This window comes from Arthrobacter sp. J156 (assembly GCF_056172865.1).
This window is the reverse complement of record NZ_CM149650.1, coordinates 1677304-1699268: the sequence shown is the minus strand read 5'-3', so window position 1 is coordinate 1699268 and position 21965 is coordinate 1677304. Positions and strand designations below refer to the sequence as shown.

Below are 21965 nucleotides of genomic sequence, written 5' to 3'. Positions count from 1 at the left end.
TGCCCGCTCTCCACACTGGAAGGGAAGCAGAAGCCACCACCGGCCCGCAGGGGCCGGACGGATCACGGAGGACATCATGAAGAACCGCAGTTTCTGGACCATCACCGGGGCGCTCGGCGTCGTCGCCGTCGGAGCCGGGGCCGCCGTGGCCGACACCGACCTCTTCAACGGCACGCAGGACCTCGGGTCCGGCATCCAGGTCTCGCCGGCCGCAGAAGGTGGAACGGCGACGCAGCCCGCCCGCGAGCCCGCCGCCGAGATCACGCCCGCGACCCTGAAGGACAGCGACTTCACGCAGCGCGGCGCCTCCGCCGCCTCCCCGGCCAGCCCCGGCTCCCCGGCGACCGCCGCCTCCCCGGCCAGCGCGCCGAGCCCTGCCAGCCCGGCCAGCGCGCCGAGCCCGGCCAGCCCGGCCAGCCCCGCGTCCGCCGCGAGCCCCGCCAGCCCGGCGTCGGCGGCGAGCCCGGCCTCGCCTGCGAGCCCCGTCTCCGCAGCAAGCCCCGTGAGCCCGGTGTCCCCGGCCTCGGCAGCCTCAGCCCAGAGCGCCCCCAGCGCAGGCTCCGCCGACTGATCCCCGGACACCCTCCCGCCGCGGCGGCCCGGTTCCTCCCCCCAGGGAACCCGGCCGCCGCGGCCTTCGTGCGTGGGGGAGGAACCCGGCCGCGTCAGGCCTTCGAAGCGAGGCGGTAGCCCATGCCCCGGACCGTCTCGAAGCGGTCGGCACCGAGCTTGTTGCGCAGGTAGCGCACGTAGACGTCCACGACGTTCGAGGCCGGGTCGAAGTCGTAGCCCCAGACCCTCGAGAGCAGCTGCTCCCGGCTGAGCACTTGTCCCGGGTTGCGCAGGAACGCCTCGGCGAGTGCGAACTCCCGGGCGGAGAGGTCCACGCCCTGCCCGTCGGCCTCCACGCGGCGGGAGCGCAGGTCCAGGACCAGGCCCTCGTGCTCGAGCCGGTCTTGTCCGGCCCCGTTGGCCTCGGGGCGCAGGCGCAGCCGGACGCGCGCGAGCAGCTCCTCGAAGCGGAACGGCTTGGCCATGTAGTCGTCGGCGCCGTTCTCGAGGCCCTGCACGGTGTCGTCGACGCTCGAGCGGGCCGTCAGGATGACCACCGGCACGTCATTGTGCCCGGCGCGGATCTGCCGCAGGACCTCGAATCCGTCGAGGTCGGGCAGCCCCAGGTCCAGGACGACGAGCTCGAAGTCCCCGGTCTGTGCCAGGTACAGCCCTTCCTGCCCGGTCTCGGCCACGGTGGGCTGGAAGCCGGCGGAGCGCAGCCCCTTGGATACGAACGAGCTGATGCGCTGCTCGTCCTCAATGATCAGGATCTGGCTCACGGGCCTGCCTTTCGGTCTCCGGTGCGTCGCTGCCGCCTGCGGGCAGGTCCAGGTAGAAGGTCGAACCGACGCCGGGCGTCGACTGCACGCTCACGGTACCGCCGTGCGCTGCGGCGATGGCGTCGACGATGGTCAGGCCGAGGCCGGACCCCTCCGCGCGGCTGCCGTTGGAGCCGCGCGCGAAGCGCAGGAAGATCTCCTCGCGGTCCTCGGGGCGGATGCCCACGCCCTCGTCGCGGACCCAGAGCCGCAGGGTGTCCCCGAGCAGCGCTGAGCCGAGGGCCACGGTGGAGCCATCGGCGGAGAACTTCACCGCGTTCTGGCACAACTGCAGCATGGCCTGGGTGATCCGGCGCGGGTCCAGCTGCACGGTGCCGTGGCCGCGCTGCTCCACGATCCAGCGCCGCTCGCCGAGGGCCGCGGCCTTGTCCACGACGTCGTCGAGCAGGTGGTCCAGCTCCACCGTGCCGTGTTGGACGAAGTCGGCGCGGTCGGACTTCGCGAGCGTCACGAGGTCCTCCACGAGCAGCCCCATGCGGTCCAGTTCGTCGAGCGCGATCGCCCGGCTCTGGGCCACGTCCTCGGGATCGTTGTTGTCCTGAAGCTCGAGGTGGCCCTGGATGATGGTGATCGGGGTGCGCAGTTCGTGCCCGACGTCGTCGAGCAGCTGGCGCTGGGAGCCGAGCGCGGCCTGGAGCCGGTCCAGCATGTGGTTGAAGGTCCGGGACAGGTCGGCGAGGTCGTCCGTTCCGGAAACCGTCAGCCGCCGGTCGAGGTCGTGCTCCGTGATGTTCTCGGCGGTGGTGCGCAGCTGCCGCAGCGGCTGCAGCAGGCGCGAGACCAGGAAGCCGCCGAGCAGGGTCGCGAGCATCAGCGCGGCGATCCCGGCGCCGAAGAACACGGCGTAGGACTGGTTGAGCTCGGCGAGCTCGGCTTCGGAGTCGTAGGCGAGGACGAACAGCATGGGAGCCTCGTCGCCCTCGAGCTGGACGGGCAGCACGACCAGCCGGTAGTTCGTGGCGGTCGTGGTGAGGTTGTGCAGCGTCACGCGCTCGGGAGCCCCGGCGCCGATGACGGCGTCGACGAGCTGCCGGTCCTGCTCGAGCCGCAGCGACACGGACTCGGGGGCCTGCCAGCGCACGCCCGTGGGGTTCAGCGCCATGAGCCCCTCGTTGGCGGCGGGCAGCGTGCGCTGCATCGCGAGGTAGACGAGGTCCTCCGCGAGCGTGAACGGCTGCCCGGTCTCCGGTGAGACGCCGCCCTCGGCGAGTACGCGGAACTCGCGGACGGAGCGGGCGAGGGAGTCGTCGATGCGCGCCGCGACCTGGCTGCGCTGGAGGCCGTAGGAGGTGGCCCCGGCGACGACGAGCGTCAGGAGCGCCAGCAGGATCATGGACGTCAGCAACCGCGCCCCCACCGAGCCGCGGACGAGCATCGAATCGCCCCGGCCCCTGCTCCGCGCGCGCTCAGGCATCGGTCCCCGCGCATCCCCGGCGGGAGGACGGGCCCTGCTGGGGCCGGTCAATCGTCGTCATCGTCATCGTCATCGTCGTCGTCATCATCGTCGTCGTACTCGACCGGCGGCGCGGGCCGCACGGGGACGGCGGTGCGCGGGGGCGCCGGGCGCTGGGTCGTCGGTGCGGGCGTGGGAGGGGCCGAGCTCGAGGGCGACGGCGAGGGGTCCGGGGTGCCGGAGCCGGTGGCGGAGGACGACGGGGCCGGTGCCTCGGTGGACGACGGCTCCGACGGGCTGCCGTTGCCTCCCCCGGCGGGGGCGCCGCTGTGGTTGACCGCGGGGCCGAGGTCCACGGGACGGGGATCGGCGAGCGTGCTGCCCAGGATGAAGCCGACCGCGAGGACGGCGACGGCCACGATGGCGGTCAGGTAGGGCTGGATGCTGCGCGGGGCCATGGACATCATTAAACGCACCGCACATGAGATGAAGATGAGAAGCGCACGCTAGGCCTCCGGCCCGTCCCCGGGGGCTTCCACTCCGGCGTCCCGCAGCGCCTGCTCCGCGGCCTCCCGTGCCTCGCGCGCCTGGACGGGCAGGCCCATGGCGGCGAGGACGTCGGCCAGACCGCGCTGCGCCGCGTAGACGTGGGCCACGCTCTCGTGGTGCTCGGCGGCCGTCAGCCGGTACAGGCGCACGGCCTCGTCGTTACGTCCCGTTCCGCCGAGCACGTGCGCGGCGAACAGCTCGGCATTGCCCGAGGCGTCCGGGTCCCCGGCCTCCTTGAACAGGTCCGCGGCCTCGAGCGCCGCGGCGACGGCCTCCGTCCCGTGCCCCAGAGCCCACAGGCTGCGCGCCCGGGTGTCGCGGAAGTCGGCCGCGTGCCATTGCGCCCCGTGGGCGTCGGCGAGCATCACGGCCTCCTCGAGGGCCGCGAGCCCGTCGGCGTCCCCGGTCTCGCAGAGTCCGTGGCCCAGGGCGTGCAGCGCCTGCGGAAGAGCCCCGGGATCGTCCTCGCCCGCGCGGCGGGCCAGGCCCACGGCGCGCTCGAACGAGGCCAGCGCGTCCCGCACGTCGCCGTCGCGGGAGACCAGGGTCCCGGCGGTCAGGGCCGCGCGGGAGGCCTCGCCCTCCTCGCCGTTGCGCTCGAAGAGCCGCTCCGCCCGTGCCCAGGCCTCGAGCGCCTCGGCGCCGCGCTCCTGGTGGCGCAGGCAGTGTCCGAGCGACATCAGGGCCCGGGCCTGGTCCGCCGGGCGGTTGACGGCCTCGAGCGAACCGGCGAGCGAGGAGAGGACCTCCTCGGCCAGCAGGAACTCCTCGGCCTCCAGCAGCTGGTTGCCCAGGGCCAGACGCACGGCCCACGTCTCGTCGAACTCGCCGCGCTCCGCCTGCTCCACGGCGATCCGCCACGCCAGCACGGCCGCCTCGGTGTCCCCGGACTGCGAGGCCAGGTTGGCCACGAGGGCCGCCGCGGAGACCGCGCCCTTGCGCACGCCGGCCCCCGCGTACAGTTCGAGCGCGCGCACGGCGCAGCCCTCCGCCTCGAGCTCGTGCCCGAGCTCGGAGTGCGCCGTGGCCTTGACCATCCACACCGCCCCGCGCATGGCCCGGTTCGCCTCGAGCCGCAGCAGCTGCTCGGCCGAGCGCAAGGCGTCGGAGGGCCGGCCCTGCTTGGCGTAGCCGTGGGCCAGGTACAGCAGGGCACCGGCCTGGCTCTCGGTGCGGCCGCCGGCCGCGTAGGCATCGACGCAGTCCTCGAGTTCCGCGGCCGCCTCCGGGTCGCCGCGCTCGAAGCGGACGACGGCGAGCGGCAGCCTCACGTCGGCCAGCACCTCGGGAGGGGCCCCCGCGGCCTGGTGCGTGGCCAGGGCCGCCTGCAGCAGCGGCAGCTCCGGTTCCTCGGGCTCGCGGAAGAGCAAGGGGCCGAGGTCTGCCTCGAGGTCGGCCTGGGCGTGGCGTCCCGCGCCCCGGAGGAGACCGAGCCGGCGCTGCGCGGCGGCGGTGGCCCCGGCGTCGTCCCCGTCCATGTGCCGTACCGAGGCCGCGATGCCCCACAAGGCCAGCACGGTGTCCAGGATGCCGGGATCCGGTGTCCCGGGGTGCCGGGCGAGGCCCGCCTCCGCGGCCGCGACCGCGCCGGCGTGGTCCTCCGCGTAGGCGCGTTCGTAGGCGAGCTCGAGCCAGCCCCGCGCGGACTCCGGAGCGGAGAGCGGGTGCGGCGGAGGCGAGGACAGGATGCCGTTCAGGCGACCGGCCAGTGCGGACACTACGGGGCGCCTCCTCAAGGATCGCGCGGTGGTCGCGGGGAGCGGAGGGCTCCCCGCGGGACGTTTTTCCAGCCTACTGCCTGCCCCCGTCAATCAGCTGGCGCAGGAGCGGGCGGGCCCGGTAGGGGATGTGCTCGCTGAGCGCGAGCGAGGTCTCCGTGCGGATCACGCCGCGCAACCGCAGGATCTGCCGCAGCACGGTCTGCAGGTGGTGGGTGTCCCGCGCCGCGACCCGGCACCAGATGTCGCCGCGACCCGAGATCTCGTGGACCTCCAGGACCTGTTCGATCCCGCGCAGCGAGGCGACGACGCCGTCGAGCTCCCGATGGGCGACCTCGATCGTGATGAACGCCAGGACGTCGAAGCCCAGGACGGCGAGGTCCACGTCGCGTCCGCCGTCGCGCAGCACTCCCGCGCGCTCGAGGCGGCGCAGCCGGGACTGCACGGTGTTCCGGGCCACGCCGAGCGCGGCGGCCAGCTCACCGATCTGTGCGCGCGGCTCGGCCAGCAGGGCCAGCAGCAGGCGCAGTTCGAGGTCGTCCCACGTGCTCATCGTGATTCCCCTTGCGTCACATTCGGTGCCGATTCTGATCACCATGATCAATCCTGCCATGCAGTGCGCCGCATCGTCGTCAAGCGAAGCGCACACTGGACGTTGTCGCGCGCACGGAGGATCCCGGGCGCGGGCGAGCCACCGAGGAGGACCCACCATGACGGTGATCAACGAACTGCGCATGCGCGCCGCGGAGCAGCCCGCCGAGCGCGGCGCCTGGGACGCAGGCGTCCGCACGCGCCTCGTGCTCACCGGCACCGTGATGGCCCTGCTGCTCATCGGCGCCAACCTCGCCACGCCCGTCTACCCGCTCCTGCAGGCCCGGCTCGGGCTCGGCCCGCTCGCCGTGACGCTCGCCTTCTCCTCCTACGTCCTGGCGCTCATCGCCGGCCTGGTCCTCTACGGGCACTGGTCCGATCACATCGGACGGCGGGCGGCCCTCGTCCTCGCCGTGCTCGGAGGCATCGCCGGCGGGCTCGTCTTCGCGTTCGCACCCTCCCTCGAGGCCCTCGTGGCCGGGCGCGTGCTGCAGGGCGCCGCCGTCGCCCTCGCCACGGGCGCCAGCAGCGCCGCCTTGCGCGAACTGCTGCCGCGCCACCCCGAGTGGGCGGGCCGGCTGACCCTGCTCGCCTCGGCCGGCGGCGTCGCCGCAGGCCCCGTGGCCGGCGGGCTGCTCAGCCAGTTCCCCGCCCCGACCACGACCCCGTTCCTCGTCCATTCCGCCGTCCTCGCGGCCGTGCTGGCGCCGCTGTGGCTGCTGCGCGCCCGCCCCGCGCTCGAGCCGGCCCCCGGGCGGGCCGCCCCGCGCGTGCTGCGCCCGCGCCGGCTCGTGCTCTCCGCCGAGGCCCGCCCCCAGTTCTGGACGGCCGCCGTCACCGGCTTCCTCAGCTTCGCGCTCTTCGGCTTCAGCCTCTCGCTGGCCCCCGGATACTTCGCCGCGCTGTTCGGGATCGAGGCACGGCCCGCGACGGGCCTGCTCGCCGCGCTCGTGCTCGCCGCCTCCGCGGCCAGCCAGCTGCTCGGCACCGCCCACCGGCGGCTGCTGCCCGCCGCCCTCGTGCTCATGGGGCTCGGGACCGTGCTGATCGCGCTCGCCGGAGCGCTCGCCTCGCTGCCGCTGCTCATCGCGGCCAGCCTCCTCGCCGGCGCCGCCCAGGGGGCCGCGTTCCGGGCCGCGTTCAACGACGTCGCAGCGGCCGTACCGGCCCGCCAGCACGCGCAGGTCGTCAGCACGGTGTACGTCGTGACGTACCTCGGCAGCGCGCTGCCCGTCCTGGGGCTGGGCCTCGCCGCCGGGATCGTGGGGCTGCCGTCCGCCGTGGCCTGGTTCGCCGGCGCCATCGGGGCCGGATGCCTCGCCACCGCGGCGGCCGTCGCGTGGCGCCGCCGCGGGCGGTAGCATCCGGCCGGTAGACCTCGTTCGGTAGCGCACGGCCGGTGGTGCCCGGCCGGTGGTGCCCGGCCGGTGGTGCTCGGCCGCCGAGCTACTCGCCGGAGGGCCCGGACAGCGGCCCGTCCTGGCCCTTGACGTGGTCGAACACGAGCGTCGTCTCGGTATGCCCCACGGCCGCATCGGTGGCCAGGTTGTCCAGGACCCAGTCGCGCAGGGCCTCGGTCGAGCCCACGGCCACGTGGAGCAGGTAGTCCGTGGCTCCGGAGACGTGGAACATCGAGAGCACCTCCGGCAGGCGCGGCATCTTCGTGGTGAAGCGGTCGATCTCCACGCGGTCGTGGATGCGCAGCTTCACGGCGATGAGCGCCTGGACGCTGCGGCCGACGGCGGGCAGGGAGACCTCGGCGTGGTAGCCGCCGATCACGCCGCGCTCGACGAGCAGCCGCGTGCGCAGCAGGGCGGTCGACGGCGCGATCCCGGCCCGCTGGGCGAGCGCCGCGTTGCTGATGCGCGCGTCGGCCATGAGCTCGGCGAGGATGCGGCGGTCGACGGCGTCGAGCGGGACCGGGGCCGGGGGCTGGTGCGGGGCAGGCATGGGGATATTCCACCACAGCCCGGTCCGCTGCGCCCCCGGGCGTCGGTACCGGCGGGTACGCTGTCGTCCATGACTGGGAAACCACCGTCTTCCCGGCGGGCCTTCGACACGCGGCTGGCCGCGTACTGCGTCGTGGTCCGCGACGGCTCGATCCTCCTGGCCCTGTGGGACATGCGCTCCACGCGCCCGGAGTTCGCACCGCGCTGGACGTTGCCCGGCGGCGGCGTGGAGCTCGGCGAGTCGATCGAGGACGGGGCGGTGCGCGAGGTGGCGGAGGAGACGGGGTACGAGGTCCGGCTCACGGGCCTGCTCGGCGTCGACTCGGGCCACGTGCCGGCCGCCGCGCGGCTCGGGCGCGAGGGGCGCCCGCTGCAGACCGTGGCCGTGATGTACTCGGCCCAGATCGTCGGCGGAGGGCTGCGGCACGAGGTCGGCGGGACGACGAGCGAGGCCGCGTGGTTCCCGCTCGAGGAGCTGCCGCGGCTCGAACGCACCTCACGCGTGGACCAGGCCATCGCCCTCTACGAGGGGGCCCGCGGATGATCCGCTTCACGGACGTGGAAAAGCGGTACGACGCCGGTGCCCCCGCCGTCTCGGGCCTCACCCTCGAGGTCCCGGCGGGTCGGACGACGGTCTTCGTCGGGCCGTCCGGCTGCGGCAAGACGACCTCGCTGCGGATGATCAACCGCATGGTGGACCCCACCTCGGGCACGATCGAGGTCGATGGCCGGGACGTGTCGCGGACGGCCCCGCACGAGCTGCGCCGCTCGATGGGCTACGTCATGCAGCAGGGTGGGCTCATGCCGCACCGCACGGTCGCGGACAACGTGGCCACCGTGCCGCGCCTGCTGGGCGCGTCGAAGGGCGAGGCGCGCAGGGCCGCGGCGGGGCTGCTGGAGCGCGTGGGCCTGGACCCGGCGCTCGGGGCCCGCTATCCGGCCCAGCTCTCCGGCGGCCAGCAGCAGCGCGTCGGCGTGGCCCGGGCGCTCGCCGCGGACCCGCCGATCCTGCTCATGGACGAGCCGTTCAGCGCCGTCGACCCGGTGGTCCGCGCCGAGCTGCAGGCGGAGCTGCTGCGGCTACAGCGGGAACTGTCCAAGACGATCGTGTTCGTCACCCACGACATCGACGAGGCCACCCTGCTCGGCGACCTCGTCGCGGTCTTCGGGGCCGGGGGAGTGCTGCACCAGTTCGCCCCGCCGGAGCAGATCCTCTCGGCGCCCGCGGACGGGTTCACGGCCCGCTTCGTGGGCCGGGACCGCGGCTTCCGGGCGCTCGCGTTCCGCGGCGCGGAGGAGCTGACGCTGCGGCCCGTCTCCGGGTACGACGCCGGGGCGCTCGCCCGGGTGCCGCGCCTCGCGCGCGGCGCGTCCCTGCGTTCCGTCCTCGACGCCCTGCTCGCCGAGCCCGCCCGGATCGCCGTCGTCGAGGATGCCGCCGGGCGCCCCGCCGGCGTCGCGACCCTGGCCGACGTCGCAGCGGCGCTCGACGCGGAGGCCGGCCGCTGATGCAGTGGCTCGGCCGGAACTGGGACCGCGTCGCGGAGCTCTCCGCGGCGCACCTGGCGCAGGCGGTGATCCCGCTCCTGCTCGCCGCGCTCGTCTCCATCCCCGTGGCGCGGATGATCCGCTCCGACGGGACGCGCCGCCGCCGCGCGGCCCGCAGCACCGTCATCCAGTTGAGCGGGCTGCTCTACACGATCCCCTCGCTCGCGCTCTTCGTGGCGCTGCCCGCGGTCCTCGGCACGCGGATCCTGGACCCCCTGAACATCATCGTGGCGCTCACGCTCTACGCGATCGCGCTCCTGGTCCGCAGCGCCGCCGACGCGCTCGAATCCGTGGACCCGGCGATCCTCCGCGCCGCCGACGCCCTGGGCTACCGGCCCGTGCGCCGTTTCCTCGCCGTCGACCTGCCGCTGTCCCTGCCCGTGCTGTTCCCCGCCCTGCGCGTCGTCTCCGTCAGCAACATCTCGCTCGTCAGCGTCGGCGCGCTCATCGGCATCGAGAACCTCGGGACGTTGTTCATGGAAGGGCTGCGGAGGAACTACCCGGAGCTCATCGTCGTCGGGATCGCGGCCACCCTGGTCCTCGCCCTGGCCATGGACCTCGTCCTCGTAGCGCTGCAGCGGCTCCTCACGCCCTGGGCCCGCGCCCGCAGCGGCCCCGGGCCGGGGGCCGCGACCGCCGCGACCGCCTCGGTCATGCCCGGCGCGACCGCCTCGGGAGTCTCCCGCGCGACGGTGGCGGGGATTCCAGGTGCGGAGGGGGCACCAGGCGGCCCCGGCGTGCCCGGCGACCCCGCCGCGCCGGGCGGACGGCGGACGGGGCCCGCGGCATGAGCCCGTGGGCGCAGTTCCTCGACTGGCTCGCGAAGCCCGGGACCCTCAGCGGTCCCGGGAGCATCGGCGCGCGCGTCGCCGAGCACCTCGCCTACACGGGCCTCGCGCTCGCCCTGTCCCTCGCCATCGCCGTGCCGATCGGCCTCTACGTGGGCCACACGGGCCGCGGCCGCGTCGCCGTCGTCGCGCTCGCCGGCATGCTCCGCGCCCTGCCGACCCTCGGCATGGTGACCCTTTTCATCCTGCTGTCCGGCACGCTGGGGATCATGCCGCCGATCTGGGCGCTCGTGCTCCTCGCGGTCCCGCCGCTGCTGGCCGGGACGGCCGCCGGGATCGCAGCGGTGCCGCATGCAGTCGTCGACGGCGCCCGCGCCATGGGCCTGACGGAAACCCAGGTGCTGTTCCGCGTCGAGGTCCCCAACGCGCTTCCCGTGCTCATGGGTGCGCTGCGCCTCGCCGTGCTGCAGATCATCGCGACCGTCGCCGTCGTCGCCGTCATCAACCTCGGCGGCCTGGGCCGCTTCCTCATGGACGGGCTCGCCGTGCGCGACTACGGACAAGTGCTCGGGGGTGCCCTCGTCATCGCCGTTTTGGCTATGGTGGTGGATGCGGTGCTGGCTGCGATCCAGCGGCTGGCCGTGTCGCCAGGACTGGCCACCACCACAGGAGGAAGAGCATGAACCGCAACGTACACCACGGACCCGCCACGGGGGCCGGGCGCCGGCGCCGTACCCTGCTCGCCGGCGCCTCCGCGCTCGCCCTCGCGTTCACGCTCGGGGCCTGCAGCGGCGGCGACCCCCTCGAGGGCGACGGCCCCCAGGCCACGGGCTCCGGCGTCGACCGGCCGCTCGTGATCGGATCCGCCGACTTCACCGAGAGCCAGATCATCGCCGAGCTCTATGCCGGCGCGCTCAACGCCGCGGACATCGAGGCGACGACCACGCCGGGCATCGGCGCGCGCGAGGCCTACGTCGGCGCCGTCCAGGACGGCAGCGCGGACGTCGTCCCGGACTACTCGGGCAACCTGCTGCTCTTCTTCGACGCATCCGCCACGGCCGTCGCCGCGGACGAGATCATCGACGCGCTCGGCGGCGCCCTCCCCGAGGGCCTCGGCGTCCTCGAGGCGTCCTCCGCCGAGGACAAGGACGCGCTCGTCGTCACCCAGGCCACCGCCGAACGGTACGGACTGACCTCCATCGAGGACCTCACCGCGGTGTGCGACGAGCTGGTCTTCGGGGCCCCGCCGGAGTTCCAGGAACGCGCCTACGGCCTGCCCGGCCTCGCCGAGAAGTACTCCTGCACCCCCAAGTCCTTCGAGCCGATCGCCGACGGCGGCGGCCCGCTGACCGTGCAGGCGCTCATCAGCGACCAGGTCCAGGTCGCGGACATCTTCACGACGAGCCCCTCGATCGCCGAGAACGCGCTCGTGGTCCTCGAGGACCCGAAGAACAACTTCATCGCCCAGCAGGTCCTGCCGCTCGTGAACACGGAGGTCATCGGGCAGGAGGCCGCCGACGTGCTGAACAACGTCTCGCGCCAGCTGAGCACCGAGGACCTCCTCGGGCTGAACTCGGCCGTGTCCGGCGACGCCAAGCTCGAGCCCGCCGAGGCCGCCGAGGAGTGGCTGCGGGAGAAGGGCTTCATCCAGTAGCCCGACGGCGGCCGGCGCCACGAGCGCGCCGGCCGCCCCGGCGTCGTACCCCGCCCCGGAGCCGAGCTCCCGGGGGCCGTCCGGGACTCGTCCCTTGGCACGGGCGCCGTCCGCCCGCCCCGGCGTGTCGCATTCGCCACAGCTCTCCGGCGCCCCCGGGACGCTGTGAGAAGCTAGGGGGATGCCCCAGTACAAGCAGTCCTCCAAGCTCCACAACGTGCTCTACGACATCCGTGGACCCGTGCTGGAGCACGCCCAGCGCATGGAGGCCGAGGGCCACCGCATCCTGAAGCTGAACATCGGCAACCCCGCCCCGTTCGGCTTCGAGGCGCCCGACGCGATCCTCGTGGACATGATCCGGAACCTCCCGCACTCCCAGGGCTACTCCGACTCCCGCGGCATCCTCTCAGCCCGCACCGCCGTCTCGCAGTACTACCAGACGCGCGGCATCCAGACGATCGGCGTCGACGACGTCTACCTGGGCAACGGCGTCTCCGAGCTCATCACGCTGAGCCTGAACGCGCTGCTGAACAACGGCGACGAGGTCCTCATCCCCGCGCCCGACTACCCGCTGTGGACCGCCTCCGTGTCCCTCGCCGGCGGTACCCCCGTGCACTACCTCACCGTCGAGGAAGAGGGGTGGCTGCCGGACCTGGAGGACATCGCCGCGAAGATCACCCCGCGCACCAAGGGCCTCGTGATCATCAACCCGAACAACCCCACCGGCGCCGTGTACCCCAAGCACATCGTCGAGGGCATGCTCGAGCTCGCGCGCAAGCACTCGCTCATCGTCTTTTCCGACGAGATCTACGAGAAGATCCTCTACGACGGCGCCGTGCACTACAACACGGCCGGGCTCTCCGACGATGTCCTCGTGCTGACCTTCTCCGGGTTGTCCAAGGCCTACCGGGTGTGCGGATTCCGCGCCGGCTGGATGGCGATCTCGGGGCCGAAGCACCAGGCCGCCGACTACATCGAGGGCATCAACCTCCTCGCGAACATGCGCCTGTGCGCCAATGTGCCCGGGCAGAACGCCATCCAGACCGCCCTCGGCGGCTACCAGTCCATCAACGACCTGATCCTGCCCGGCGGGCGGCTCCTGGACCAGCGCAACATGGCCTACAAGCTGCTGGGCGACATCCCCGGCGTCTCGGTCCAGCAGGCCATGGGCGCCATGTACCTCTTCCCGCGCCTGGACCCCGAGGTCTACCCGATCCGGGACGACGAGAAGTTCGCGCTCGAGCTGCTCAAGCAGCAGAAGCTCCTGATCACCCAGGGCACGGGCTTCAACTGGATCGCCCCGGACCACTTCCGGCTCGTCACGCTCCCGGCCGTCCAGGACCTCGAGGACGCCATCGGCCGGATCGCCGAGTTCCTCGAGGACCTGCGCGAATCCGTCTGAGCCCGGCGGATTCTGTCGGACGGCAGCGCGATGCGTCCGGGTTCCTTCCACCCGCGGCGGCGGGGCCGGTGGCATGATGGGGCCATGGCATCCACAGACACCGACCAGGACGGCAACGGATCCGTCGACTTCGAGGTGGGCCCCGGGCGCGCCCTGCGCGTGGGGGAGGGCTTCCGCCTCGCCGACGTCGACCCGGACTCCAAACCCGGCTACCCCGGCGGCAAGGCCGAGGGCCAGGCGAGGCTCGCGATCGAGGACGGGCAGCTGGGTGATCTGCAGGAACGGCTCTTCGCGGCCTCGCGCACGGGCGGGTTCACGGGCAGCGTCCTCCTGGTCCTCCAGGCGATGGACACCGCGGGCAAGGGCGGGATCGTCCGGCACGTCATCGGCGCCGTCGACCCCCAGGGCGTCAAGCACCACGCGTTCAAGGCGCCCACCGAGGAGGAGAAGCGCCACGACTTCCTGTGGAGGATCGAACGCGAGCTGCCCGGCCCGGGGATGATCGGGGTCTTCGACCGCTCCCACTACGAGGACGTGCTCATCCACCGCGTGCGCGGCTTCTCGTCCCCGGAGGAGATCGAACGCCGCTACGGCGCCATCCGGGAGTTCGAGGCCGGGCTCGTCGCCGGCGGCACGAAGCTCGTCAAGGTCATGCTCCACCTCTCCAAGGACGAGCAGCGCGCACGCCTCGCCGAGCGGCTGGAACGGCCGGACAAATACTGGAAATTCAATCCCGGCGACATCGACGAGCGCGAGTACTGGGACGACTACATGGACGCCTACCAGATCGCGATCGAGCGGACCCACACGGAGGACGCCCCGTGGTTCGTGGTCCCCGCGGACAAGAAGTGGTACGCCCGCATCGCCGTGCAGCAACTGCTCATCGACGCGCTGACCGAGCTCGACCCGCAGTGGCCGCCCGCCGACTTCGACGTCGAGGAGCAGAAGGCCCGCCTGGCGGCGTCCTGAACGGGCCGGGTCAGGCGTCCGCGTCGTTCTGGGCCCGTGCGGCCTCGAGCCGCTGCCGGGCGCCCTCGAGCCACGCCTCGCACCGCGCGGCCAGGGCCTCGCCGCGCTCCCAGAGGGCGAGCGACTGCTCGAGGCTCGCCCCGCCGGCCTCCAATTGGGAGACGACGGCGACGAGCCCCTCGCGCGCCTGCTCGTAGCTGAGCTGTGCGACGTCCGCGTCGCGGTCGTCGGCGGAGGACTGCGTGGATTCGGTCATGAGGGGTCCCCTTCCGAGGGATCGGTGGTGGTCGGTGCCGGCGTGCTCGCCTCGACGGCCGCGGTGAGCGAGCCGCGTGCCAGGCGCACGCCGACGTGGGTGCCTGGCGGCGCCTGGTCGGCGTCGCGGACCACGGTGCCGTCGGCGAGCTGGAGGACCGCGTAGCCGCGGTCCAGGGTCTGTTGCGGGGACAGGGCCCGGACCTGCGCACGGAGGTGCGCGACGGCGTCGTACCCCCGGACCACGGCGGACTGGATGCAGGAGAACGCCCGGCCGCGCAATCGTTCCACGTCCTCGGCGCGGACCTGCACCATGCCGTCCGGCTGGGCCATGACGGGGCGGGAGCGCAGCGCGTCGATCCGCTGGGCCTCCCGCTCCACGAGGTGGTTCACGGCGCGGTCCAGCCGCTCGCGGGCGCTCTGGATGCGCTGGCGCTCCTCGGCGACGTCCGGCACGATCCGCTTCGCCGCGTCCGTGGGCGTCGACGCGCGCAGGTCGGCGACGTCGTCGAGGATGGGCCGGTCCGCCTCGTGGCCGATCGCGCTGACGACCGGTGTGGAGGCCGCGGCCACCGCGCGCACGAGCTCCTCGGCGCTGAACGGCAGCAGGTCCTCCAGCGCGCCGCCGCCGCGGGCGATCACGATGACGTCGACCTCCGGATCCGCGTCCAGCTCGCGCAGCGCGGCGATGACCTCGCGGACCGCGTTCACGCCCTGGACGGCGGTGTTGCGGACCTCGAACTCGACGCCGGGCCAGCGCAGCGCCGCGTTGCGCAGCACGTCCTTCTCGGCGTCGGAGTCGCGGCCCGTGACGAGCCCGATCCGGTGCGGCAGCACGGGCAGCGGGCGTTTGCGCGCCGGATCGAAGAGCCCCTCCGCCTGCAGCGCCTGCCGCAGCTTCTCGAGCCGCACCAGCAAATCACCCAGCCCCACGGGGCGCACGTCGGAGGCCGTCATCGACAGGCGCCCCGTCTTCAGGTACAGGTTGGGCCTCACGCGCGCCACGACGCGCGCGCCGACCTCCGGACGGTCCTTGAGGGTGCGCATCACGGACGCCCACACGTTCACGGACAGCGAGTACTCGACGTCGACGTCCCGCATGGTCAAGTACGCGTGGCCGTTGCGGACGTTGGCCTCGAGCAGCTGCCCCTCGATCCAGACCTCGGGGGAGCGCTCGATGTGGGCCTTGAGCTTCTCGGAGAAGACGCGCAGGGGCCAGGGGTCCTCCGGCGTCGTCTCGGCCGCCGTCGCCGGCAGCACGCGCGGCTGCCCCGGGCCGTCGCCCACCGTGTCCGTCGCGCCAGAATCCACGTTGCTCCCGTCCGGGCCGTGCGGCCCGTATCAGCTATCCCGCCATCATTCCTATCAGTAAGGTGGGACAAAACGGGCGATGCACCCGCGCCGACCCGGAAGGAAGCCGCCATGCGTACCCTTTTCTCGCTTCTCCTGACGCTGATCGCGGCGGTCCTCGCGGCGGTGGCCGTCCTCGGTTCGGGCATCGACCGGGCCGCCAACACCCCGGAACCGGTGCGCCGGCTGGCGGCCGACCTCGCGGCCGATCCCGGCGTCCGCGCCGAGCTGCCGGGCCGGCTCGTCGACGTCGTGCTGGACCAGCTCCCGGTCCAGATCCCCTCGCTCCTGCAGCCCGCCGTCGAGGGGGCGGTCGAGGACGCCGTCTCGGGGATCCTCGACGATCCCGGCTTCACCGACGCGTGGGTCGAGGCCGCCGACGCCTCGCGGGCGGGCTACGTCGAACGCCTGAACCAGGTCGGGGCGGGCGAGCTCGATCAGGCCGAGTTGCGCTTCGAGCTCGGCCCCCTGGCCTCGCTAGGCGTGGAACGGCTGCAGGCCGCGGCGGAGGGGTTCCGCCTCGGCGGGCTCCTCTCCGGGCTGGACCCCGAAACCGACGTCGGAATCGACCTCGGAGTCCTGGGCCAGGACCAGGCGCGGCCGCAGACCACGGCCGAACAGCTCGCCCTCGCCGAGTCCTGGCCGTGGGCCGCCGCCGTGGCGGGACTTGCCGGGCTCCTGGGCCTCCTGCTCGCACCGCCGGGCCGACGCGGTGGTGCCCTCGTCGCCGGCGGACTGGCGGGAGCGCTCCTGGCCGCGGGACTCGCGTGGTGGGCGTCCACGTGGCCCTCCACCTTGGCCGGGGCTGTGGGTACGACGCCGGACGCGGACCTGGGTGCCTCCCTCCTGCGGGCCGTCGGGGCCTCGCTCGGGGAACAGGCCACGGGGCTGTTCTGGCAGTTCGGCGCCGCCGCCGCGGCCGTCGCCGTCGTGGGGTTGCTGTGGGCCGCGGGCTCCCGGATCGCCGAGCGCCGTGCGGCGGGCACGGCCGCGTAGCTCCCCGGTCCACCCCAGAAGCCTGCCGGTTCAGCCCAGAGCGTGGACGTGATGCCCGTCCTGCCTCGACCCCGGCCGGAACGGCTAGAATCGAAGGCATGTCTGCCAGTACCACGGTCCCCGTCGCCCTTCCGCTGCCCAGGGTGCCGCGCCGGCGTCGTACTCCAGAGGAGATCGCCGCGGCCGTCCCCGTTGAGGGACCCAAGCGCGTGCTGCTGGCGGCCCCGCGCGGCTACTGCGCGGGCGTCGACCGCGCGGTCATCGCCGTCGAGAAGGCGCTTGAGCACTACGGTGCTCCCGTCTACGTGCGCAAGCAGATCGTGCACAACAAGCACGTCGTCCAGACGCTCGAGGAGCGCGGCGCCATCTTCGTCGAGGAGACGGACGAGGTCCCCGAGGGCGAGCTCGTGGTCTTCTCCGCGCACGGGGTGAGCCCCGCCGTCGTCCGTTCCGCCGAGGAGCGCCAGCTGCGCACGATCGACGCGACGTGCCCGCTCGTGACCAAGGTCCACCGCGAGGCCGTCCGCTTCGCGAAGAACGACAACGAGATCCTGCTCATCGGGCACGAGGGGCACGAGGAGGTCGAGGGCACCTATGGCGAGGCGCCGGAGGCCACGACCATCGTGAACAACCCGGCGGAGGCGCGGACCGTGCAGGTGCGCGATCCGGAGAAGCTGATCTGGCTCTCGCAGACCACGCTGTCCGTCGACGAGACGCTGGAGATCGTGGCCATTCTCCGCGAACGTTTCCCGAAGCTGCAGGATCCGCCGAGCGACGACATCTGCTACGCCACGTCCAACCGGCAGGCGGCCATCAAGAAGATCGCCCCGCAGGCGGACCTGGTGATCGTCGTCGGTTCGGCGAACTCCTCCAACTCGGTGCGGCTCGTCGAGGTGGCGCTGGAGTACGGGGCGAAGGCCTCCTACCGCGTGGACTTCGCCGACGAGGTCGACGAGGCCTGGTTCGAGGGCGTGTCGACCGTGGGCGTGACGTCCGGGGCCTCCGTGCCCGAGGTCCTCGTGCGCGACGTCCTGGCCCTGCTGTCCGAGTACGGCTTCGGCGAGGCCGAGGAGGTCGTCACGGCCGAGGAGGACATCCTGTTCTCGCTGCCCAAGGAGCTGCGCGCCAAGCTCAAGGAGAGCGGCGACCCGCTGAGCGGCCTCGGCGGCCGCGGCTCCCGCCCGAACAACTAGGGGCCCTTCCCGCGCGGCCCGGCTGGCCCCTCCCGCGAAACTGCAGGTACTCGACGGATCGTCGTCCGATGGACGCGGTTTGGTCGAGATGTTGCAGTTTGTCGAACGAGATGTTGAGAGACGTTTCACTGGGGGACTTGTCCTCCACAGGCGGCGGATTCGGAGTGTCTTCCACAACGGAAGGCCCTCGCCACGGAGGGGCTCCGGAATCGGCGACGCTGGATGCATGGGTAGGGCACTGGCGCTGTGGAACGGTCATCGGCTCCTGACGGAATCGCCGCGGAAGCTGGCCCGTGCGTATGCGGAGGAGCGTCTCGTCAGGGTTCGGCCCGGCTACTACTTTCCGGCCGACGAGTGGTCGGGGCTGACGGCGTGGGACCGCTACGGGTTGTCGCTGGCTGCCCACGCGGCAGCCCGGCCGGACACTGTCTTCTGCGGCCCAACGGCGTTGTTCCTCTGGAAGGTTTCGATGATGACTACGCCGACCGCCCTCCACGTCATGACCTCGCGTCCTACGGGCGGGAGGACCACGCCGGGGTTGGTCTCCAAAGCCCGTCTGAGTCCTCAGGCGAGACTGGCACTGGGCGGCGCGGCCGAGGTCAAGCGCCACTTTCGGAAGCACGCCGTCGAGGATGTCGACGGCTTCGCCGTGGCTGCACTCGTTCCAACGGTGGTCGAGCAAGCCGCCACCCAGGAGCTGCCCGGGGCAGTGGTTGTCCTTGACTCGTTCCGGCGTCGTTACGACGAACTGCGGGCGGGGGACCGGGGACTTCCGGAGGCCTTTGGAGTCTTGGTCGATGCGGCCGATTCGTTGGGTTCGCCGACCGCGAGGGACAGGTTTCGGGATCGCCTTGCCTTGTCCAGCGGCCTGGCCGAGTCGGCCGGTGAATCACTCAGCCGCGTCGGGATTCGGGAGCTTGGCTTCGAGACGCCGGTGGAGCAGCACGAATTCACGTTGTCCGACGGATCAAAGGCGCGGACGGACTTCTATTGGCCACGGGCCCGCCTCATCGGCGAGTTCGACGGCCAAGTGAAGTACTCCGAGCCCTCCATGATGAGCGGGCGGAGCGAGGCCGAGGTCCGGCGGGAGGAAAAGCGCCGTGAGGAGTTGCTGAAGCGGAGCGGGCTCCATGTGTTCCGCTGGACCTGGACGGAGGCGATGAATCCCGCGACCTTCGAGAACATCTTGAGCGGGAATGGTGTTCCGCGGCGCTCACGCGGTAGTGCCGTGGACGTGCCGGGACGAGCGACGGCGTCCGGCCCGTCGGCCCGGAGTGCTTGACCGATCCCAATCGTCCGCCCTTCGACGAATCGACGTCCATTGGACACGGTTTCGTCGACAAGCTGCAGTTTCTCCACCGGAAGCTGCGAGCCGGTAGCCGAAGTGGTGGGCGGAGTCGGGCGGGCGTGGTCAGGCGGCGTCGGCGGAACCGGGGCCGCTGGTGGTTGCGGTGGTCGGCGCGTTGGACGTCCCCGAAGCTACGAGCGCCGGACTTCCCACGGCGTCGAAGTGTGGTCGAGTGCAGGCGTGGACGGAGGTGGTGGGGGCCGCAGGGCCCGCGGGCGCGGTCAGGCGGTGGCCGCGGTTCCTGACTCGTCGTCGGCCAGATCGTCGGATGTCTGGGCGCCGGAGATCTGGGCGTCAGATGTGTGGGCGTCGGAGAGCTGGGCCCCAGATGTCTGGGCGCGGGGCGTGGACGGGGCCGGGCCGGTCGAGGCGTTCTCGGCCAGGTGTTGGGCGTCGAGGAGCTCTGAGGCGCTGAGGACGCGCGGCGTGGACTCTACGGGGGCCAGCGCGAACAACTGCTGTCCCGCGGCCGAGGCGCCCAGGCCGGGGTCGAGGTCCTGGATGCGCCGCGCCGAGGGCAGGACCCTGGACTCGAGGGTGCCGATGAGCGAGTTGTAGCGTTCGACGCTCGATTTCAAGGAGCCGCCCAGCTTGGTCAGGTGCCCGCCCATGGTGCCGAGGCGCTCGTAGAGTTCCCTCGATTGCTCGAACAGCGCACGGGCGTTGTCCGTCAGCAGTTCCTGGCGCCATGCCACGGCGAGTCCCTTGAGGATCGAGAGCAGCGTCGCCGGTGAGGCCAGAACGACGTTCTGGGAGAACGCGTGGTCCATCAAGCTGGAATCGGCCTGCAGGGCGGCGGCCAGGAACGACTCGGCCGGCAGGAAGCAGACGACCAGTTCGGGGCTGCCCGGCAGACCCTCCCAATACTTCTTCGACCCCAGTGCGTCGACATGCGACCGCAGGGCCTTGGCGTGCGCGGTCAGCCGTTCGCGCTGGCGGTCGCGCTGCTCGGGAGCGGACTCCGAGGACAGTTCCTGGGCCTCCAGGTAGGCGCCCAACGGGACCTTCGAGTCCACGGCGACCGATTTCCCGCCGGGCAGGTTGACCACCATGTCCGGGCGCTGCCCACTGGCGGAGACGACCTGCTCGGAGAAGTCCACGTGCGCGAGCATGCCGGCGGCCTCCACGACCCGGCGCAGCTGCACCTCGCCCCAGGTGCCCCGCGTGGCGTTGTTGCGCAGCGCGCCCGCAAGCGAAGAGGTGGTCCGCAGCAGCGCGGCGTCCTGCTCCGCCGCCGTCGCCAGCTGCTGGCTCAGCTGGCCGAACTGTTCCACCCGGTCCCGCTCGAGCACGGAGACCTGGTGCTGGACCTGGCGCAGCTTCTCCGCCACCGGGGCCAGAGCCTGCAGCAAGGCCTGGTCCTCGAGTTCGCGTTCCCGGTCCTCCGCGGCGCGTTGGCGCAGCAGGCGGGACTCGGCCTGGGCGGCGGCCAGCTCGCTGGACGCGGACCCCAAACGGTGGGCTACGTCGTCGTTCTCCTCGCGCAACGTCTCCAAGCGGCCGCGCAGCAGCCACCAGGCGCCCGCTGCGCCCGCAACGGCGCCCAGCAGCAGGGTCAACACCGGGACCAAGAACGTGGAATTGTCCATGCCCCCACTGTGCCAGCCGCCACCGACACTTTGGCGCAACGCCCGGTGGAGATCGCTCACATCCCGCCCGCCGGATCGCGAGGTGCCGCGGTAGGCCGGTAGAATCGACTCCCGTGGCTCTTACTATCGGAATCGTCGGACTGCCCAACGTCGGCAAGTCAACCCTCTTCAACGCCCTGACCCGCGCGCAGGTGCTCGCGGCGAACTATCCGTTCGCGACCATCGAGCCGAACGTCGGCGTCGTGCCGCTGCCGGATCCGCGGCTGAAGGTTCTCGCGGGCATCTTCGGCAGCGAGCGCATCCTGCCGGCCACCGTGTCCTTCGTGGACATCGCCGGCATCGTCAAGGGCGCCTCCGAGGGCGAGGGGCTGGGCAACAAGTTCCTCGCAAACATCCGCGAGGCCGACGCGATCTGCCAGGTGACCCGCGCCTTCGAGGACTCCGACGTGGTCCACGTCGACGGGGAGGTCAGCCCCGCCTCGGACATCGAGACGATCTCCACCGAGCTGATACTGGCCGACCTGCAGACCATCGAGAACCAGCTGCCGCGCCTTGAAAAGGACCTGCGCGCGAAGAAGATCGAGGCCTCATTCATCGACGTGGTGAAGCAGGCGCAGAAGGTCCTGGAGTCCGGTGCCACACTCTACGCCGGCGCCGCGGCTGCGAAGATCGACCTCGCCGAGCTCGCACCCCTGCAGCTCATGACCACCAAGCCCTTCATCTACGTGTTCAACACCGACGAGGCCGGGCTGGCCAACACCGAGATGCAGCAGGAGCTGGCGGCGCTCGTGGCCCCGGCCGAGGCGATCTTCCTCGACGCGCAGTTCGAGTCCGAACTGGCCGAGCTGACCGAGGAGGAAGCCGCGGAGATGCTCGAGGACGCCGGCTACGAGGGGTCGGGGTTGGACAAGCTTGCCCGCGTCGGCTTCGACACGCTGGGCCTGCAGACGTACCTGACCGCCGGTCCCAAGGAAACCCGAGCCTGGACCATCCACCAGGGCGACACCGCGCCGCAGGCCGCCGGCGTCATCCACACCGACTTCCAGCGCGGCTTCATCAAGGCCGAGGTCATCGGGTTCGAGGATCTCGTCGAGGCCGGTTCCGTCGCGGCGGCCAAGTCCGCGGGCAAGGCTCGGATCGAGGGCAAGGACTACGTGATGAAGGACGGCGACGTCGTGGAGTTCCGTCACGGAATAACCTCTGCGAGCCAAGGCAAGAAATAGGTCAGAGAACCACCTGATATCCAGCTTCAGAGGCGCGCCCGATCGCGCTTCTGAAG

At 72.3% G+C, this 21965-nt stretch carries 22 protein-coding genes; 13 read left to right on the top strand and 9 right to left on the bottom strand.

Features of this window, described 5'->3' with window-relative positions; all coding sequences use genetic code 11:
• Positions 1-76: 76 nt before the first annotated feature.
• On the top strand, positions 77-571 hold the full coding sequence (locus tag AC0QR5_RS07760) for a hypothetical protein (protein WP_329860435.1): 495 nt from the start codon (positions 77-79) through the stop codon (positions 569-571).
• Positions 572-665: 94 nt separating this feature from the next.
• Here AC0QR5_RS07760 and AC0QR5_RS07755 read toward each other — a convergent pair whose 3' ends face one another.
• The 5 genes from AC0QR5_RS07755 to AC0QR5_RS07735 form a co-directional block, all read right to left on the bottom strand.
• The gene (locus tag AC0QR5_RS07755; RefSeq protein ID WP_329860434.1) at positions 666-1334 is read right to left on the bottom strand and encodes a response regulator transcription factor; all 669 of its coding nucleotides are present in this window, start codon (positions 1332-1334) and stop codon (positions 666-668) included.
• Positions 1312-2808: a sensor histidine kinase gene (locus AC0QR5_RS07750; protein WP_329860433.1), complete on the bottom strand. Its 1497-nt coding sequence runs from the start codon at positions 2806-2808 to the stop codon at positions 1312-1314. The genes AC0QR5_RS07755 and AC0QR5_RS07750 overlap by 23 nt, the downstream gene beginning before the upstream one ends.
• 47 nt (positions 2809-2855) lie before the next feature.
• Positions 2856-3245 carry a hypothetical protein gene (locus tag AC0QR5_RS07745; RefSeq protein ID WP_329860432.1) on the bottom strand — a complete coding sequence of 130 codons (390 nt, stop codon included), beginning with the start codon at positions 3243-3245 and terminating at the stop codon, positions 2856-2858.
• Between the two features lie 48 nt (positions 3246-3293).
• Positions 3294-5054, bottom strand: coding sequence for a tetratricopeptide repeat protein (locus tag AC0QR5_RS07740; RefSeq protein WP_329860430.1), 1761 nt, complete (start codon positions 5052-5054; stop codon positions 3294-3296).
• A 73-nt stretch (positions 5055-5127) separates the two neighbouring features.
• Positions 5128-5607, bottom strand: a complete 480-nt coding sequence (locus AC0QR5_RS07735) for an Lrp/AsnC family transcriptional regulator (RefSeq protein ID WP_329860429.1) — start codon at positions 5605-5607, stop codon at positions 5128-5130.
• Positions 5608-5764: 157 nt separating this feature from the next.
• Here AC0QR5_RS07735 and AC0QR5_RS07730 point away from each other — a divergent pair, with 157 nt between their 5' ends.
• On the top strand, positions 5765-7006 hold the full coding sequence (locus tag AC0QR5_RS07730) for an MFS transporter (protein WP_329860428.1): 1242 nt from the start codon (positions 5765-5767) through the stop codon (positions 7004-7006).
• 85 nt (positions 7007-7091) lie between these two features.
• On the opposite strand, the gene AC0QR5_RS07725 is transcribed toward AC0QR5_RS07730, so the two are convergent.
• The gene (locus AC0QR5_RS07725) at positions 7092-7595 is read right to left on the bottom strand and encodes an Lrp/AsnC family transcriptional regulator (RefSeq protein WP_329860427.1); all 504 of its coding nucleotides are present in this window, start codon (positions 7593-7595) and stop codon (positions 7092-7094) included.
• 69 nt (positions 7596-7664) lie between these two features.
• Between AC0QR5_RS07725 and AC0QR5_RS07720 the strand changes: the two genes are divergently transcribed.
• The 7 genes from AC0QR5_RS07720 to AC0QR5_RS07690 all read left to right on the top strand — a co-directional run bounded on the left by AC0QR5_RS07720 (position 7665) and on the right by AC0QR5_RS07690 (position 13955).
• Complete coding sequence (locus AC0QR5_RS07720) at positions 7665-8138, top strand: NUDIX hydrolase (RefSeq protein ID WP_329860426.1); 474 nt, start codon at positions 7665-7667, stop codon at positions 8136-8138.
• Complete coding sequence (locus AC0QR5_RS07715) at positions 8135-9103, top strand: ABC transporter ATP-binding protein (RefSeq protein ID WP_329860424.1); 969 nt, start codon at positions 8135-8137, stop codon at positions 9101-9103. The genes AC0QR5_RS07720 and AC0QR5_RS07715 overlap by 4 nt, the downstream gene beginning before the upstream one ends.
• Positions 9103-9933, top strand: coding sequence for an ABC transporter permease (locus tag AC0QR5_RS07710; protein WP_329860422.1), 831 nt, complete (start codon positions 9103-9105; stop codon positions 9931-9933). The genes AC0QR5_RS07715 and AC0QR5_RS07710 overlap by 1 nt, the downstream gene beginning before the upstream one ends.
• Complete coding sequence (locus tag AC0QR5_RS07705) at positions 9930-10613, top strand: ABC transporter permease (RefSeq protein ID WP_329860420.1); 684 nt, start codon at positions 9930-9932, stop codon at positions 10611-10613. The genes AC0QR5_RS07710 and AC0QR5_RS07705 overlap by 4 nt, the downstream gene beginning before the upstream one ends.
• Positions 10610-11584, top strand: a complete 975-nt coding sequence (locus AC0QR5_RS07700) for an ABC transporter substrate-binding protein (RefSeq protein WP_329860419.1) — start codon at positions 10610-10612, stop codon at positions 11582-11584. The genes AC0QR5_RS07705 and AC0QR5_RS07700 overlap by 4 nt, the downstream gene beginning before the upstream one ends.
• A gap of 181 nt (positions 11585-11765) precedes the next feature.
• Positions 11766-12986 carry a pyridoxal phosphate-dependent aminotransferase gene (locus tag AC0QR5_RS07695; RefSeq protein WP_329860418.1) on the top strand — a complete coding sequence of 407 codons (1221 nt, stop codon included), beginning with the start codon at positions 11766-11768 and terminating at the stop codon, positions 12984-12986.
• 84 nt (positions 12987-13070) lie between these two features.
• Positions 13071-13955, top strand: a complete 885-nt coding sequence (locus AC0QR5_RS07690) for a polyphosphate kinase 2 family protein (RefSeq protein ID WP_329860417.1) — start codon at positions 13071-13073, stop codon at positions 13953-13955.
• Between the two features lie 10 nt (positions 13956-13965).
• Here the strand turns inward: AC0QR5_RS07690 and AC0QR5_RS07685 are convergent, their stop codons facing one another.
• Together AC0QR5_RS07685 and xseA are read right to left on the bottom strand one after the other, a co-directional pair.
• On the bottom strand, positions 13966-14211 hold the full coding sequence (locus AC0QR5_RS07685) for an exodeoxyribonuclease VII small subunit (RefSeq protein ID WP_329860415.1): 246 nt from the start codon (positions 14209-14211) through the stop codon (positions 13966-13968).
• Positions 14208-15521, bottom strand: a complete 1314-nt coding sequence (gene xseA / locus AC0QR5_RS07680) for an exodeoxyribonuclease VII large subunit (protein ID WP_329860413.1) — start codon at positions 15519-15521, stop codon at positions 14208-14210. Before xseA ends, AC0QR5_RS07685 begins: the two co-directional genes overlap by 4 nt.
• 111 nt (positions 15522-15632) lie before the next feature.
• Here xseA and AC0QR5_RS07675 point away from each other — a divergent pair, with 111 nt between their 5' ends.
• The 3 genes from AC0QR5_RS07675 to AC0QR5_RS07665 all read left to right on the top strand — a co-directional run bounded on the left by AC0QR5_RS07675 (position 15633) and on the right by AC0QR5_RS07665 (position 19031).
• Positions 15633-16556 carry a hypothetical protein gene (locus tag AC0QR5_RS07675; protein WP_329860411.1) on the top strand — a complete coding sequence of 308 codons (924 nt, stop codon included), beginning with the start codon at positions 15633-15635 and terminating at the stop codon, positions 16554-16556.
• 98 nt (positions 16557-16654) lie between these two features.
• Positions 16655-17749 carry a 4-hydroxy-3-methylbut-2-enyl diphosphate reductase gene (locus AC0QR5_RS07670; RefSeq protein WP_329860409.1) on the top strand — a complete coding sequence of 365 codons (1095 nt, stop codon included), beginning with the start codon at positions 16655-16657 and terminating at the stop codon, positions 17747-17749.
• A 79-nt stretch (positions 17750-17828) separates the two neighbouring features.
• On the top strand, positions 17829-19031 hold the full coding sequence (locus AC0QR5_RS07665; RefSeq protein WP_329860408.1) for a hypothetical protein: 1203 nt from the start codon (positions 17829-17831) through the stop codon (positions 19029-19031).
• 287 nt (positions 19032-19318) lie between these two features.
• Here AC0QR5_RS07665 and AC0QR5_RS07660 read toward each other — a convergent pair whose 3' ends face one another.
• Positions 19319-20428, bottom strand: coding sequence for a DNA recombination protein RmuC (locus AC0QR5_RS07660; RefSeq protein ID WP_430633245.1), 1110 nt, complete (start codon positions 20426-20428; stop codon positions 19319-19321).
• 371 nt (positions 20429-20799) lie between these two features.
• Between AC0QR5_RS07660 and ychF the strand changes: the two genes are divergently transcribed.
• Positions 20800-21909 carry a redox-regulated ATPase YchF gene (gene ychF / locus AC0QR5_RS07655; RefSeq protein ID WP_329860405.1) on the top strand — a complete coding sequence of 370 codons (1110 nt, stop codon included), beginning with the start codon at positions 20800-20802 and terminating at the stop codon, positions 21907-21909.
• Positions 21910-21965: the final 56 nt, after the last annotated feature.

Bases quoted from the DNA above. Each gene is read 5' to 3' on its own strand.
- AC0QR5_RS07720 (WP_329860426.1), top strand. From the start codon at position 7,665: ATGACTGGGAAACCACCGTCTTCCCGGCGGGCCTTCGACACGCGGCTG.
- AC0QR5_RS07725 (WP_329860427.1), bottom strand. From the start codon at position 7,595: ATGCCTGCCCCGCACCAGCCCCCGGCCCCGGTCCCGCTCGACGCCGTC.
- AC0QR5_RS07760 (WP_329860435.1), top strand. From the start codon at position 77: ATGAAGAACCGCAGTTTCTGGACCATCACCGGGGCGCTCGGCGTCGTC.
- AC0QR5_RS07695 (WP_329860418.1), top strand. From the start codon at position 11,766: ATGCCCCAGTACAAGCAGTCCTCCAAGCTCCACAACGTGCTCTACGAC.
- AC0QR5_RS07710 (WP_329860422.1), top strand. From the start codon at position 9,103: ATGCAGTGGCTCGGCCGGAACTGGGACCGCGTCGCGGAGCTCTCCGCG.
- AC0QR5_RS07690 (WP_329860417.1), top strand. From the start codon at position 13,071: ATGGCATCCACAGACACCGACCAGGACGGCAACGGATCCGTCGACTTC.
- AC0QR5_RS07675 (WP_329860411.1), top strand. From the start codon at position 15,633: ATGCGTACCCTTTTCTCGCTTCTCCTGACGCTGATCGCGGCGGTCCTC.
- AC0QR5_RS07700 (WP_329860419.1), top strand. From the start codon at position 10,610: ATGAACCGCAACGTACACCACGGACCCGCCACGGGGGCCGGGCGCCGG.
- AC0QR5_RS07705 (WP_329860420.1), top strand. From the start codon at position 9,930: ATGAGCCCGTGGGCGCAGTTCCTCGACTGGCTCGCGAAGCCCGGGACC.
- AC0QR5_RS07745 (WP_329860432.1), bottom strand. From the start codon at position 3,245: ATGGCCCCGCGCAGCATCCAGCCCTACCTGACCGCCATCGTGGCCGTC.
- AC0QR5_RS07735 (WP_329860429.1), bottom strand. From the start codon at position 5,607: ATGAGCACGTGGGACGACCTCGAACTGCGCCTGCTGCTGGCCCTGCTG.
- AC0QR5_RS07685 (WP_329860415.1), bottom strand. From the start codon at position 14,211: ATGACCGAATCCACGCAGTCCTCCGCCGACGACCGCGACGCGGACGTC.
- AC0QR5_RS07750 (WP_329860433.1), bottom strand. From the start codon at position 2,808: ATGCCTGAGCGCGCGCGGAGCAGGGGCCGGGGCGATTCGATGCTCGTC.
- AC0QR5_RS07670 (WP_329860409.1), top strand. From the start codon at position 16,655: ATGTCTGCCAGTACCACGGTCCCCGTCGCCCTTCCGCTGCCCAGGGTG.
- AC0QR5_RS07730 (WP_329860428.1), top strand. From the start codon at position 5,765: ATGACGGTGATCAACGAACTGCGCATGCGCGCCGCGGAGCAGCCCGCC.
- AC0QR5_RS07715 (WP_329860424.1), top strand. From the start codon at position 8,135: ATGATCCGCTTCACGGACGTGGAAAAGCGGTACGACGCCGGTGCCCCC.